This window comes from Nonomuraea sp. NPDC049625 (genome assembly GCF_040675285.1).
Lineage (GTDB): Bacteria > Actinomycetota > Actinomycetes > Streptosporangiales > Streptosporangiaceae > Nonomuraea > Nonomuraea angiospora_A.
In genome coordinates this window covers 770073-784185 of the sequence record NZ_JBFAOQ010000002.1, presented here as the reverse complement: position 1 = coordinate 784185, position 14113 = coordinate 770073, and the positions used below count along the sequence as shown (strand labels likewise).

The following is a 14113-nucleotide window of genomic DNA, read 5'->3' as shown; positions in this document are numbered from 1 at the left end:
GAGGGCTCGTGCACAAGGATCTCCTACGGCTCATGCGGGCCGAGCGGTCGGTCCGCCGCCACCTGGCCGTGACCATGGTCGCGGCGGTGCTGGCCGGGCTGCTCGTGCTGGTGCAGGCCGAGTTGCTGGCCGGGGTGCTGTCCGGCAGGTTCACCGCCGTCGCCCTGGCGGGGCTGGCGGCGGTGGTGGGCGTGCGGGCGCTGCTGGCCTGGACGCAGGGCGTCTTCGCCGGGCGCACCGCCACCGGCGTGAAGTCGGCGCTGCGCCACCGGCTGCTGGCCCGGCTGCGCGACCTGGGCCCCGGGCGGCTCACGCAGCACCGCTCGGGCGAGCTGGTCACGCTCACGGGGCGCGGCCTGGACGGGCTCGACGCGTACCTGACCGGCTACCTGCCGTCGATCGCGGTGGCCGGGGTGGTGCCGCTCGCAGTGCTGGTACGGCTGTTCGCCGCCGACCTGGCGAGCGCGCTCATCGTCCTGATCACGCTGCCCCTGATCCCCGTCTTCGGCGCCCTGGTCGGCATGACCACCAAGGCCGTCACCGAGCGCCAGTTCCTGGCTCTGTCGCGGCTCGGCGGCCACTTCCTCGACGTGGTGCGCGGGCTGCCCACCCTGCGGGCCTTCGGCCGGGCCCGCTACCAGGCGGGCGTCATCCAGCAGGTCGCGGACGCGCACCGGAACGCGACGATGCGGACGTTGCGGGTGGCGTTCCTGTCGTCGCTGGTGCTGGAGCTGTGCGCATCGCTGTCGCTGGCGCTGGTGGCGGTGCCGATCGGGCTGCGGCTGCTCGGGGGGTCGCTGGATCTGACGACGGCGCTGCTGGTGCTGCTGCTGGCGCCGGAGGCGTACCTGCCGCTGCGGGCGATGGGGACGCGCTTCCACGCCTCGATGGAGGGGGTGGCGGCGGCCGACGCGGCCTTCGCCGTGCTGGACGGCGCGGACGAGCCCGAGCCCGCATATGGGCGGGTTTATCCGGCCGGGCAGGGGGCGCCGGAGATCCGCCTGGAGAACGTGACCGTGCGCTACCCCGGCCGTGACGTCGCGGCCCTGGAGGACGTCACGCTCACGATCGGCCCGGGGGAACGCGTGGCGCTGGTCGGCGAGAGCGGCGGCGGCAAGAGCACCCTGCTCCATCTCGTCCTCGGGTTCGTCCGGCCGTCGGAGGGCCGGGTGCTCGTCGACGGCACCGACCTTCGCGAGCTCGACCTGGGGAGCTGGCGGGCGCGGCTGGCGTTCGTGGCGCAGCGGCCCCACCTGTTCGCCACCTCCGTGGCCGGCAACATCCGGCTCGGGGCTCCCGCGGCCTCCCTGGAGGAGGTCCGCAGCGCCGCGACCGCCGCGCACGCCGACTTCGTGGACGCGCTGCCGCAGGGGTTCGACACGGTGGTGGGCGAGCGCGGCGCCAACCTGTCCGCCGGTCAGCGGCAGCGGATCGCGCTGGCGCGGGCCTTCTGCCGGCCCGCGGCCTCGGTGCTGCTGCTCGACGAGCCCACGGCCCGCCTGGACGGGCGCAGCGAGGCCGCCGTGGTGGCGGCCACCTCGGACCTGGCCCAGGGCCGTACGGCCGTCATCGTCGCGCACCGCCCGGCCATGATCGACCTGGCCGACCGCGTCATCCGGGTGCACGAGGGCCGCGTCGTCTCCGACACCACTCGCGCGCACCGAAAAGCCGAGCCCGCGGCGCGGCGGGGCGAAGGGAGCGGCCGGTGAACCGGCGCATGGGCACGCGGCTCCTCTGGGCCGTGCTGGCGGGCGCGGCGGCGGACCTGGCGGGGCTCGGGCTCATCGCCGCCGCCGCCTGGCTGATCACCAGGGCCGCGCAGCAGCCGGGCCTGGCCGCCCTGAGCGTGGCCATCGTGGCGACCAGGGCGTTCGCCACGAGCAAGGGCGTCTTCCGCTACGCCGAACGCCTCACCGGACACGACGTCGCGCTCCGCGCCCAGGCGGGCACCCGCGAGCAGCTCTACCGGGCCCTCATCCCGCCCCAGCAGCCCCGGCACGGCGGCGCGGACCTGCTCAGTCGCATGGTCGACGACACCGAGGCCGTGCAGGACCTGCTCGTGCGCTGCCTGCTCCCCGCCGCGGCGGCGGCGCTGGCGGGGCTGGCGGCCGTCGTCATCGGGCTGGCCGTCCTGCCGGTGACGGCGCTCGTGCTGGTGGCCGGTCTCGTGCTGGCGGGGGTGGCGCTGCCCGCCGGTACGGCCGCCGCGGCCCGGCGCTGGTCGGCCAGGATCGCCCCGGCCAGGGCGGCGCTGGCGGGCCGGGTGGCCGACCTGGTGCACGGCTCCGCCGACCTGGCCGCCTACGGCGCAGACGAGGAGGCGCTGGCCAAGGCGCTGGCCGCCGACGAGTCCCTGGCCGCGCTCGAACGCCGCCAGGCCCGCGTCCACGCCGCCGCCCTGGCCGGGGGCACTCTCGTGCAGGGCCTGACGGTGGCGGCCGTCGTCCTGCTCGCGCAGGGCGCGGGCGCCGGCTCGGTCGCGACGGCCGTGCTCGCGCTGACCTCCCTGGTGGCGTTCGAGCCGGTGCTGCCGCTTGCGGCGGCGGGCGAGCGCCTGGCCGGGATCACGGCGGCGCTGCGCCGCCTGCGCGAGGTCCGCGCCGCCACCCCGGCCGTCGCGGAGCCCGCCAGCCCCGCGCCCCGGCCCGAGGCCCCGCTGACCGTCGAGATCGACGACCTGGTGGTCCGCCACGGGTCCGCGCGGGCCGCTCTGGACGGCGTGTCGCTGACGCTCACGCCCGGCAGGCGGGTGGCGATCGTGGGCCCCAGCGGGGCGGGCAAGAGCACGCTGCTGGCCGCCCTGATGCGCCTGGTCGAGCCGGAGTCGGGCAGCATCCGCGTCAACGGCGTGGACGTCCGCGACCTCGCGGGCGACGACGTGCGGACGCTCATGGCCGGCCTCACCCAGGACCCGTACATCTTCCGCGCCAGCCTGAAGGACAACCTGCGCCTCGCGGGCCCGGAGGCCGGCGAGGAGGAGCTGGAGCGGGCCGTACGCGACGCCAGGCTCGACGGCTGGGTCGAGCGGACCGGGTGGGACGCCGAGCTGGGCGAGGACGGCAGGACCGTGTCCGGCGGCCAGCTGCAGCGCCTGGCCCTGGCCAGAGCCTTGCTGTACGACCCGCCGGTGCTGCTGCTCGACGAGCCCGCCGAGGCGCTCGACGAGGAGACGGCCGACCGGCTGATGGGCGACCTGCTCGACGTCACCCGCGACCGCACCACGCTCCTCGTGACGCACCGGCTCAAGGGGCTGGAGAGCGTGGACGAGGTCGTGGTGCTCGAAGAGGGCCGGGTCATCCAGCGCGGACGGCATGACGAGCTCGTCTCGGCGCCCGGCTACTACCGCGATCTGTGGGAGTCCGAGGTCCTGACCAGGCGCTGAACCCCCTGACGAACGAGGGATTGAGTTGGCGCGGCAATCTGGTTTAAAATACAAACCAGTTTGAGGGACCGAGGGGTTTGCGATGACGAGCGACGACGACCAGGTGACCAGCCCTGAGGAGATGCTGCGCCTCATCGAGGAGCAGCGGGCCGCCACCAGGAGGTGGCTGCACGGCGACCCGCTCCTGCTCTACGCCCCCTGGGGCGTCGCCTGGCTGCTCGGGTTCACCGCGTTCTTCCTCCACTACGGCCTCGACGGCCGCCCGTACGCGCCGATCTCCCAGATGCAGGCGCTGGCGGTGCTGATGGGCGCGCAGATCGTGGCCGGGGCGGTGGCCGCGTTCGGGATCGTGCGGATGAGCAAGGGCGTCCGCGGCGACCACACGGCCAGGGGCACGATGTACGGCTACGCGTGGTTCGCCGGGATGATGCTCGTGGTCGTCATCGCCACCAGGGTGAGCGACCTCCTGCCACCCGCCGAGAGCGGCCTCGTCTGGGGAGGCGCGTCGCTCATGGTCGTCGCGGTCATGCACATGGCCGGGGGCGCGATCTGGCTCAACTGGCCGATGTTCTTCATCGGGGCGTGGGTGGCGGGCGTCGACGCCGTGGGCGTGCTCCTCGGCGCCGGCTGGCACGCGCTGCTGACGGCGGTGCTGCTGGGAGGCGGCTTCATCGTCGCGGGCCTGTGGCTCAGGCGCTGCCGGTGAGCACGGACAACGCACCGCCGGAGCTCGACCCGGTGATCCACGCGCAGGCCAGGCTCCGGGTGGTCGCCGCGCTCAACGTGCTCGGCGAGGGGAACGAGATGGCCTTCCCCTCGCTGAAGGACCTGCTCGGCATGACGGCGGGAAACCTGTCGGTGCACCTCACCAAGCTGGAGGACGCCGGATACGTCCAGATCGTCAAGACGCACAAGGGACGCACCCCCGTCACGTTCGTGGCACTCACCAAGCGCGGACGGCTTGCCTTCGAGGACTACACCAAGGCGATCCGCGCCTTGCTCGACAATGCTGGAGGAATCTCATGACCATGCTCGCCAGGGCGATCGAGGTCACCCGTCGCTACGGCGACGTGCTCGCGCTCGACGGCGTCTCGCTCGACATCCGGGCGGGCGAGCTCGTCGGGCTGCTCGGCCCGAACGGCGCGGGCAAGTCCACCCTGATCAACCTGTTCGTGGGGCTGCGCCGCCCCACGTCCGGCACGGTCGAGCTGCTCGGCGGCTCCCCGCAGGACCCGGTCATGCGGCGCGGGATCGGCGTGACCCCGCAGGAGACCGGGCTGCCCGAGTCGTTACGCGTCGGCGAGATCGTCGACTTCGTCTCCTCACATTTCCCCAAAAAGGCGGATAAAGGGGAGCTGCTGGCCCGCTTCGGCCTCGACGACCTGGCCAAACGGCAGGTCGGCGGCCTGTCCGGCGGCCAGAAGCGGCGGCTGGCCGTGGCGCTGGCCTTCGCGGGCGACCCGCGGCTGGTCTTCCTGGACGAGCCCACGACCGGCCTGGACGTCGAGGCCAGGCGCTCGCTGTGGGAAGGCGTCAGATCCTTCCACGAGGGCGGCGGCACGGTCCTGCTGACCAGCCACTACCTGGAGGAGATCGAGGCCCTGGCCGAGCGGGTCGTGGTGGTGGGCCACGGCCGCGTGCTGGCCGACGACACGGTGCGGGCCGTGCGCGACATGGTGGGCGTGCGGCGCGTCTCGCTCGTCGCCGAGAACCTGCCCGAGCTGCCCGGCGTGATCGGCACCGAACACGAGGACGGCCGGACCCACCTGGTGACCACCGACCCCGACCGGCTGGTCGTCGAGCTGGTGCGCAGCGGCACCCCGTTCTCCGGCCTCGAGATCAGGCCGACCACCTTGGAAGAGGCCTTCCTCACCATCACCTCGAAGGAGACGGCCCATGCCTAGCCTGGTCCTCGCGCACACCCGCTACCTCATGCTGGAGCAGCTGCGGGTGCCCATCAGCCTCCTGGCCAGCGCGTTCTTCCCGGCCGTGTCGATGCTGGCCTTCGTGGTGCCGTTCGCGGGGCAGGATCCGCAGCAGGCCACGATGGCGACGGCGTCGCTGATGTTCTTCGGGGCCATGTCGGGGGCGTTGATCGGGCTCAGCATCACCGTCGCCCAGGACCGCGAGCAGCCCTGGAACCCGTACCTGCGCACGCTCCCGGCGGGCCCGTTCCCCCGCTTCGCCGGGCGGATCCTGACGACGGTGGCCGTCATGCTGATCTCGGTGATCCCCGTGCTGCTGGTGGCGGCGTTCCTCACGGAGGCCACCATCACGCCGGTGAAGCTGCTGCTCGGGCTGGCCGTGCTGGTCGTCAGCGGGATCCCGTTCATGCTGCTGGCCCTGTTCATCGGCTTCCGGCTGAGCTCGAAGGCGGCGATCGCCGTGTCGCAGATCCTGTTCTTCCCGCTGGCGGTGCTGGGCGGGCTGCTGCTGCCGCCCCAGGTCCTGCCCGGCTTCATCGAGGCCGTCTCCCCGTACGTGCCGACCCGGGGTGCGGCGGAGCTGCTCTGGGCGGTGACCGCGGACCGCGCCCCGAACGTGGTCGCCGTCGTCATGCTGGCCGTCTGGACGGTCGTCCTCGCCCTCGCCGCGGGCTGGGCCTACCGCCGCGACGAGGGCAGACGCTTCTCCTGAAAGGGGGGTGTGCCGCCGAGTCCGCAGCGATCTCAACGGCACACCCGTCCGGGAGGGGGTCCTTGTTACTTCTTCTCTTCGAGGGTCACGGTGACGTCGGCCGTCTTGCCGTCCCTCATGTATGTGATCTTGACCTGTTGGCCGGGTTTAAAACCTCTGACCTGCCCAACTACAGTATCTCCCCCGTCAACCGCCTTGTCACCGATCTTGGTGATCAGATCTCCCTGCCGCAGTCCCGCCTTGGCCGCCGGGCTCCCGTCGGTGACCTGCCTGACGAGTGCTCCCGGCACGTCGCCGGTCGCGTCGGTGACGCTCACGCCGAGGAACGCGTGGCTGACCTTGCCGCTGCCGATGAGCTGCTCGGAGACCTGCTTGGCGGTGTTGACCGGGATGGCGAAGCCGACGCCGCCGCCCGCGGCGTCCGAGGCGATCGCGGTGTTGATGCCGATCAGCTCGCCCGCGGCGTTCACCAGCGCGCCGCCGGAGTTGCCGGGGTTGATCGAGGCGTCGGTCTGGATGGCGCCGGCGATCGTGGTGGTCCCGCTCCCCTGGTCCTGCTGCTGGCCCCAGCCCCAGCCGGGCGGGATCTGCTGCCGCTGCTCGCCGCCGACGGTGAGCGTGCGGTCGAGCGCGCTGACGATGCCCGCGGTGACGGATCCGTCGAGGCCGAGCGGGCTTCCGATGGCCAGTACGGGGTCGCCGACCTTGACGATGTCGCTGTCGCCGAGCGTGGCCTTGCTCAGCCCCGACACGCCTTCCGCCCTGATGACGGCCAGGTCGGTGGCCGGGTCGGTGCCGACGACGCTGGCCTTGGCGGTCTTGCCGTCGTTGAACTTGACGGTCATCTGCCCGCCGCCCTGGCCGGCGCCCACGACCACGTGGTTGTTGGTGAGGATGAGCCCGTCCTCCGACAGCACGACGCCGGAGCCCTCACCGGTCTGACCCTGGATCATCACGACGGTCGGCTGCACCTTGGCGGCCACCTGCGCGATGGTGAGCTGGTTGGAGGCCGACTTGAAGACGGGACTCGGCGTTGCGCTGCTGGCCAGCTGCGTCGGCTGGAACGCGTTGGCGACGACGGCCCCCACGACACCGCCCCCGATGGCCGTGGCCGCCAGGGCGAGCCCGGCGACGGTCTTGCGACCCGCGGCGAAGCCGAGCTTCTTCGGTGGCGAGGAAGGCGGGGCCGGCTGGTCCATGATCTGCGTGTCCCGCCGGGGAAAGCCCCCGGCGGCCGGCGGGTTGCTGCCGAACTGGCTCCACCCGCCGGTCCCCTGCTCGCGAGGCTCGTTCGCGTTCATCTGTCATCTCCCTCGAGTACCGATGACTCCAGGGTGCCAAGAGACGCGTAAGCGCACGTTAAGCCGCTGATCAGAGCTTTATGAGAAGTCTGAACGGCCGCCTTATCCGCCAAGGTGAAACCACCGGCGACGGTCCGGAGAAAATGCGGAAAATTTACCCGGAAGCCGGCCAGTACTCGTCCCTGAGCAGGCGCTTGTAGAGCTTGCCCGTCGGGTGGCGGGGCAGCTGCTCGCGGAAGTCCACCGACTTCGGGCACTTGTAGTGGGCCAGGCGCTCGCGGCAGTACGCGATCAGCTCCGCCTCCAGCCCCGGGCCGGCCTCGGCCATGGAGACCGGCTCGACCACGGCCTTGACCTGCTCGCCCATCTCCTCGTCCGGCACCCCGAACACCGCCACGTCGGCCACCTTCGGATGCACCGACAGGACGTTCTCGGCCTCCTGCGGGTAGATGTTCACGCCGCCGGAGATGATCATGTACGAGCGGCGGTCGGTGAGGTAGAGGAAGCCGTCGGCGTCCAGGCGGCCGATGTCGCCGAGCGTGGTCCAGCCCCTGCCTTGAGGGTCTTCCGCGGAGCGGGTCTTGCCCGGGTCGTCGTGGTACTCGAACCGGCCGCCCTTCTCGAAGTAGATCGTGCCGTGCTCGCCCGGGGGCAGGTCGTTGCCGTCCTCGTCGCAGATGTGCACGATGCCGAGCAGGGAACGGCCGACCGTGCCCTTGTGCAGGAGCCAGTCCTGGGAGTTGACGTAGAGGAAGCCGTTGCCCTCGGTGCCCGCGTAGTACTCGTGGATGATCGGGCCCCACCAGTCGATCATCTGCTCCTTGACGGGGACGGGGCAGGGGGCGGCGGCGTGGATCGCGTACGCGAGCGAGGAAATATCGTACTTTGTCCGGGTTTCCTCGGGCAGTTTGAGCATCTTGATGAACATCGTGGGCACGAGCTGCGCGTGCGTCACCCCGTACCGCTCCACCAGCGCCAGGAACTGCTCGGGGTCGAAGCGCTCCATCACCACCACCGTGGCCCCGAGCCGCTGGAACGTCAGGCTGTAGCGCAGCGGGGCGGCGTGGTAGAGCGGGGCCGGCGAGAGGTAGACGCTGTCCGCCGACGGCGCGAACAGCGCCTGGACGAGCTGGAGCAGCATGCCGGGCTCGGTGAGCGGGCCGTGCGCCGAGGGGATCTTGACGCCCTTCGGCCGTCCCGTGGTGCCCGAGGAGTAGAGCATGTCCACGCCCATGCACTCGTCGTCGATCGGGGTGGCCGGCTGCTTGGCGACCGCCTCCTCGTACGACGCGAAGCCCTCGGCCGTGCCGTCCAGCATGAGCCGCAGCTCGACCCCGGGCGTGGCGTCGGTGACCGAGGTGGCGACGGCGGCCAGGTCGGCGCTGGAGATGAACGCCCGGGCGCCGCAGTTGCCGATGATGTAGGCCAGCTCGTCGGTCTGCAGGCGGGAGCTGATCGGCGTGTAGTACAGCCCCGAGCGCTGTGCCGCCCAGGCGACGGCCAGGAAGAGCGGGTGGTTGGCGAGCATGAACGCGATGTGATCACCGGGCCGCAGCCCGGCGGCGCGGAGCAGGTGGGCCAGCCGGTTCGACTCCTCGTCCAGCTCGCGGTAGGTGATGATCCGTCCGGAGCCCGCCATGATCACAGCGGGCTTGTCTGGGGTGACTGCTGCGATGGCTCCCGGATACATGACCGAACACTATTCGGTGCCCCGCGCCCACGCCAGGCCGCGCGCCCGCCCATCCCCTTTGCGTGTCGGCGGGACGGGCGACGCGGCTTCGCGCGGGTGGGGTCACTCGGCGGGGATGACGGAGCCCTCGTACTTCTGCTTGATGAAGTCCTTGACCTTCTGGTCCTGCAGCAGCTTCCCGAGCGTGACGATGTTGGCGTCCTTCTCGTGGCCGGCCTTGACGACGAGGCCGTTCACGTACGGGTTGCCCTCGGTCTTCTCCAGCACCAGCGCCTGCGAAGCCGGCTTGAGCCCCGCCTCGATGGCGTAGTTGCCGTTGATGACGGCGGCGTCCACGTCCTCGAGCGAGCGCGGGAGCTGAGCGGCCTCGAGCGGCTTGAACTGCAGCTTCTTCGGGTTGTCCACCACGTCGCGCTCGGTGGCGGCGGTGCCGACGCCGTCCTTGAGCTTGACCAGGCCGTTGTCGGCGAGCAGCTTGAGCGCGCGGCCCAGGTTGGTGGCGTCGTTCGGGACGGCCACGGTCGCGCCGGCGGCCAGCGCGGACACGGAGGTGATCTTCTTGGAGTAGAGGCCCAGCGGCTCCAGGTGCACCGGCGTGACGAAGGTCAGCTTGGTGCCCTTGGAGGCGTTGAAGTCGTCCAGGTACGGCTTGTGCTGGAAGAAGTTCGCGCTCAGCTGGCCCTCGTCGAGCTGCACGTTCGGCTGCACGTAGTCGGTGAACTCCACGACCTCGAGCTTGAGCCCGGCGGCCGGGGCCAGGTTCTGCTTGACGAAGTTGAGGATCTCCGCGTGCGGCACCGGGCTGGCGCCCACCTTCAGCACGGTGTCGGCCGACTCGGCGGCCGACTCAGTGGCCGTCGTCGCGGACTGCGACGTTCCGCATGCGGCGAGCGACAAGGCCAGCGCAACAGCACCCGCTATATAACGAAATTTCATGATTTTTCCTTATTTGTGAGATAGGCGCCGAGCGACCCAGTCGCCCAGGCTTTGCAGAAGTTGCACGATGATGAGGAGCAGGACGACCGTCACGATCATCAGCAGCGTCTCGAACCGCTGGTAGCCGTACCGGACCGCCAGGTCGCCCAGCCCGCCGCCGCCGAGCGTGCCGGCCATGGCGCTGTAGCCGATGAGCGCGACGACGGTCACGGTCAGGCCCGCGACCAGCCCGGGCAGCGCCTCGGGCAGCAGGACCTTGCGCACGATGGTGGCCCGGCTCGCGCCCATGGCCTGCGCGGCCTGCACCACGTCCGGGCCGACCTCCCTGAGCGCCGTCTCGACCAGGCGGGCGAAGAACGGCACCGCGCCGACCGTGAGCGGCACCACGAACGCGGCCGTCCCGATGGTCGTGCCGACGACGAGGCGGGTGAACGGGATGATCGCGATCATCAGCACGATGAACGGCAGGGACCGCCCGATGTTGACCACGAACCCGAGGGCCGACTTGAGCGCCGGCGCCGGCCGCAGCCCGTTCCGGTCGAACACCACCAGCGCCACGCCGAGCGGCAGCCCGAGCAGCGCCGTGAACAGCGTCGACCAGCCGACCATCTGCGCCGTCTCCAGCGTCGCCGGACCTAGCAGCGGCAGGATCTCGTCCCAGTTCATGCGCTTTCCTCCACGATCAGGCCCGCGTCACGCAGGTACGCCAGCGCGGCGGCGGTTTCGGCGCCGTCGAGCGCGACCCGCAGCCGGCCCACCGAGCCGCCGGCGAGGTCCTCGATCGAGCCGCCCAGGATGCTCAGGTCCACGGAGAACTTCCTGACCACCTCCGACACCACCGGCTGCCGCGGGTCGCCGGTGAACGTCAGCGTCACCGAGCCGGCCGGGGCGGGCTCGGGCAGCGGGAAGATCTCCCTGGTCAAGCGGGATCCGGGGGTGCGGATGAGGTCGGCGATGGCGCCCGACTCCTCGATGCGCCCGTTCGCCATGATGGCGACCGAGTCGCAGACGCTCTTGACGACGTTCATCTCGTGGGTGATGAGCAGGATCGTCAGGCCCAGCTCGGCGTTGAGCCGCTTGAGCAGGGCGAGGATCGACTGGGTGGTGGCCGGGTCGAGCGCCGAGGTGGCCTCGTCCGACAGCAGCACGGACGGGTTGCCCGCGAGCGCCCTGGCGATGCCGACCCGCTGCTTCTGGCCGCCGGAGAGCTGGTTCGGGCGGTCCTTGCCGCGGCCCGCGAGCCCGACGAGCTCCAGCAGCTCGGCCACGCGGCGGTCGCGCTCGGCCCCGGGCACGCCCATGATCTCCAGGGGGAAGGCGACGTTGCCCGCGACCGTGCGCGAGTTCAGCAGCGCGAAGTGCTGGTGGATCATGCCGATGCGCTGGCGGGCGCGGTTGAGCTCGGCGCTGCGCAGCGCGGTCAGGTCCTGCCCCGCGACGGTGACGGTGCCCGCGGTGGGGCGTTCGAGCAGGTTGACGCAGCGCAGGAGGGTGCTCTTGCCGGCGCCGCTCTGGCCGAGCACGCCGTAGATCTCGCCTTCGCGCACGTGCAGGTCGACGCCGTCCAGCGCCACGGTGTCCCCGTACTGCTTGCGCAGGCCTGAAGCCTGGATCACGGAATATCCCCACGACTGAGAGCGGCCCGTCGGCGGGCCGCGGAAACGTACATCACATGAAGGAAGAAGAGGGGGCAGGCGTCAGCGGGTGCCGGGGTGGAAGGGCAGGTGGCTCAGCCTGCGCAGCACGAAACAAGGTGCGATCATGGTGACCTTCGAGGAGGAACGGGCGGATCTCTGCTTCAGCTCGGCATTCGCCCCATACGACAACACAAGCCGTCCCGGTGGGCGCTCGTGTCGTACGCGTATGCCTCGTTCACGCCCGATTCAACGGATCCCTTGACTCCCCTTATTCCCTACTTCTTTGGTGATCTGAGTCACGATGCGCCAGCCGTGGCCTGGGACCACGGCCGGATCCCCCCGATCGTCCTGGAAGGCGGCCCGCGCGTCGCCGATGAGGAAGCGGTGCCGCTGGTCGCCGAGGTTCAGCAGCGTCACGACCTCCTCGCCGGGTCCCCCGCGGCTGCGGAGCGCGACGGTGGTGTTGGTGAGCTGTTCGGCGGTGGTCCGGGCTCGGTGCAGCCACGGGTGGCGCCTGCGGAAGCCGATGAGCCGCTGGTGGAGCCGGTAGACCTCGGTCCCGTACGGCGGCAGGCCGCCCGACTCCGCGGGGAACGCCGGTCTGATCGCGTCGTCGCCGCCCGCCCGTTCCTCCTTCAGCCCCTGGAACGCCTGCTCGTCCCCGTAATAGACGCTGGGCAGGCCCGCGACGGTGAACAGCACGGCCAGCGCGTGGCCCAGGTGGCGGGGGTCGTCGAGCCGGGTGGCGAGCCTCGTGACGTCGTGGTTCCCGACGAACGTGAGCGGCACGAACGTGTCGAGCAGCTTGTCGTGGCGGTCGAGGGCCCAGGCGAGCTCGAAGAGGTTGCGGTCGTTGAGCGAGCTCCAGATGGCCTTCCACAGCTCGTACTGGGTGACCGAGTCGAGCCCCGACTCGCTGACGTAACCGGCGTAATCGCCGTGGATCACCTCGCCGCCGAACCACGCCTCGGGGTGCCGTTGGCGTACCTCCGGCAGGACCTTCCGCCAGAACCACGCCGGCACGGCGTACGCGGCGTCGAGCCGCCACCCCGAGGCGCCGCGGCGGAGCCAGTGGTCGAGCACGCCGGCCACGTACTGCTGCACGGCGGGTTGGGCGTGGTCGAGCGTGACGAGCCCGTGGTGGCCCTCGAAGACCTCGTAGCCGCCGGGGGCGCGCTTGAACCATCGTTCGCCGGCCGCGAAGGAGCGGCCCACGTGGTTGAACACGCCGTCGAGGATGACCCGCAGCCCGCGGTCGCGCGCCTTGGCGACGAGGGAGTCGAAGTCGCGATCGTCGCCGAGGCGCGGGTCGATCCTGAGGTGGTCGACGGTGTCATAGCCGTGGGACTCGGCGGCGAAGATCGGGCCGAGCTGCAGGCCCGAACAGCCCAGCTCGACCGCGTAGTCCAGCCATGACTCGAGATGCCGCAGCCGGTGCCGCGTGCCCTCGGCAGGCTCTGCCGTGGCGGGGGCTCCGGTGAAGCCGAGCGGGTAGACGTGCCACCAGATCGCATGTTCAGTCCACGACGGCACGAACGCTCCTTTCCCGGCGTACCACCCAGGGCAGATACCCGAGCCCCAGGGCCAGTACGCAGCCGATGGCCGTGTCCGCCAGCCGGTACCCGATCGTGGCGGGTGGCACACGTGCGCCGCTCTCCATGAGCAGCAGGACGAGCGGGGTCATGACGGTCGCGTACAGGGTGTAGTTGCGCTCCTTGAGCATCGGCCTGACCGCGGCCAGCGCGGCGACGAGCAGCACGAACAGCCACGACGGCGGCACCCACAACAACACAACGGATCCGGCGACGACTCCGGCGGCGGTGCCGGCGGCCCGCTCGACCGACCGCCTGGCCGCGCCGTCCAGGCGGCGCCGGACGACGATCACCACGGTGACGGCGATCCACGACGCGGCCGGCTGCGGCCACAGGAGCCCGACGGCCTCGGCGGCGGCGAGGCAGGTGGTCAGGCGGATGGCGTACTGCCACCCGGGTGCGCTCCCCAGCGTCCGCCACCAGCGCCGCAGCAGCGCTCTCGCCGGAGGAGGAGCCGGCCGGGGCTCCCCCGGCTCGGCGGGCCCCTTCCGGGCGTGGAGGCAGAGCGCGGTGACCAGCAGGCCCCAGGCCGCCCCTCCGGCGAACAGCGTGGCGGCGGCGACCGGCTCGACGCCCTTGGCCACGCCGGTGCTGATGACCATGAAGACGATGAAGCGAGTGCTGTGCTCGGCCATGGGGCGGCTGATGCCGCCGGCCACCGCGAGCAGGCCCGCGATCAGCACGACGGCGACGGCGGTGAGCCACCCGCGCCCCGCGACCACGACCCCGGCGAACCCGGCCACAGCCGTGCCCGCCACCGCGGCGGCGCCATGGACCAGGCCCGGCCGGGCCTCGTTTCCGAAGAGGCCGCTCACGGCGAGGGCCCCGATGGCGGCCAGGGCGCCGGGCGCGGGCCACCCCGAGGCGACTCCCCACGCGACCGGCCCGCCGAGCCCCAGCCCGGCGGCGACCATGTGTCGCAGCTCCATCCGCACGCG

Annotated in this window: 13 protein-coding genes; 6 read left to right on the top strand and 7 right to left on the bottom strand. The window is 71.6% G+C overall.

Annotated elements, in window-relative coordinates:
• The first annotated feature begins 8 nt into the window (after positions 1 to 8).
• From cydD to AB0J87_RS11005, 6 genes are all read left to right on the top strand, one after another.
• On the top strand, positions 9 to 1709 hold the full coding sequence (gene cydD, locus AB0J87_RS11030) for a thiol reductant ABC exporter subunit CydD (protein ID WP_363964205.1): 1701 nt from the start codon (positions 9 to 11) through the stop codon (positions 1707 to 1709).
• On the top strand, positions 1706 to 3382 hold the full coding sequence (cydC, locus tag AB0J87_RS11025) for a thiol reductant ABC exporter subunit CydC (RefSeq protein WP_363964204.1): 1677 nt from the start codon (positions 1706 to 1708) through the stop codon (positions 3380 to 3382). The genes cydD and cydC overlap by 4 nt, the downstream gene beginning before the upstream one ends.
• A gap of 82 nt (positions 3383 to 3464) precedes the next feature.
• Positions 3465 to 4088, top strand: coding sequence for a hypothetical protein (locus AB0J87_RS11020; RefSeq protein WP_363964203.1), 624 nt, complete (start codon positions 3465 to 3467; stop codon positions 4086 to 4088).
• Positions 4085 to 4408: a transcriptional regulator gene (locus AB0J87_RS11015; protein WP_350726774.1), complete on the top strand. Its 324-nt coding sequence runs from the start codon at positions 4085 to 4087 to the stop codon at positions 4406 to 4408. The genes AB0J87_RS11020 and AB0J87_RS11015 overlap by 4 nt, the downstream gene beginning before the upstream one ends.
• Positions 4405 to 5286 carry an ABC transporter ATP-binding protein gene (locus AB0J87_RS11010; protein WP_363964202.1) on the top strand — a complete coding sequence of 294 codons (882 nt, stop codon included), beginning with the start codon at positions 4405 to 4407 and terminating at the stop codon, positions 5284 to 5286. The genes AB0J87_RS11015 and AB0J87_RS11010 overlap by 4 nt, the downstream gene beginning before the upstream one ends.
• Entirely contained in the window at positions 5279 to 6019 is a 741-nt protein-coding gene (locus tag AB0J87_RS11005; protein WP_363964200.1) for an ABC transporter permease, read from the top strand. The genes AB0J87_RS11010 and AB0J87_RS11005 overlap by 8 nt, the downstream gene beginning before the upstream one ends.
• 65 nt (positions 6020 to 6084) lie before the next feature.
• Here AB0J87_RS11005 and AB0J87_RS11000 read toward each other — a convergent pair whose 3' ends face one another.
• The 7 genes from AB0J87_RS11000 to AB0J87_RS10970 all read right to left on the bottom strand — a co-directional run bounded on the left by AB0J87_RS11000 (position 6085) and on the right by AB0J87_RS10970 (position 14104).
• Entirely contained in the window at positions 6085 to 7320 is a 1236-nt protein-coding gene (locus AB0J87_RS11000) for a trypsin-like peptidase domain-containing protein (RefSeq protein ID WP_363964198.1), read from the bottom strand.
• A 154-nt stretch (positions 7321 to 7474) separates the two neighbouring features.
• Positions 7475 to 9010, bottom strand: a complete 1536-nt coding sequence (locus AB0J87_RS10995; RefSeq protein WP_363964196.1) for an AMP-binding protein — start codon at positions 9008 to 9010, stop codon at positions 7475 to 7477.
• A gap of 102 nt (positions 9011 to 9112) precedes the next feature.
• Positions 9113 to 9946, bottom strand: coding sequence for a MetQ/NlpA family ABC transporter substrate-binding protein (locus tag AB0J87_RS10990; RefSeq protein WP_363964195.1), 834 nt, complete (start codon positions 9944 to 9946; stop codon positions 9113 to 9115).
• A 9-nt stretch (positions 9947 to 9955) separates the two neighbouring features.
• On the bottom strand, positions 9956 to 10612 hold the full coding sequence (locus AB0J87_RS10985) for a methionine ABC transporter permease (RefSeq protein ID WP_363964193.1): 657 nt from the start codon (positions 10610 to 10612) through the stop codon (positions 9956 to 9958).
• Complete coding sequence (locus AB0J87_RS10980; RefSeq protein WP_363964191.1) at positions 10609 to 11562, bottom strand: ATP-binding cassette domain-containing protein; 954 nt, start codon at positions 11560 to 11562, stop codon at positions 10609 to 10611. Before AB0J87_RS10980 ends, AB0J87_RS10985 begins: the two co-directional genes overlap by 4 nt.
• Before the next feature lie 267 nt (positions 11563 to 11829).
• On the bottom strand, positions 11830 to 13116 hold the full coding sequence (locus AB0J87_RS10975) for an alpha-amylase family protein (protein ID WP_363964189.1): 1287 nt from the start codon (positions 13114 to 13116) through the stop codon (positions 11830 to 11832).
• A complete protein-coding gene (locus AB0J87_RS10970; protein WP_363964187.1) occupies positions 13100 to 14104 on the bottom strand; it encodes an FUSC family protein in 1005 nt (334 codons plus the stop codon). The genes AB0J87_RS10975 and AB0J87_RS10970 overlap by 17 nt, the downstream gene beginning before the upstream one ends.
• Between the last annotated feature and the right edge of the window lie 9 nt (positions 14105 to 14113).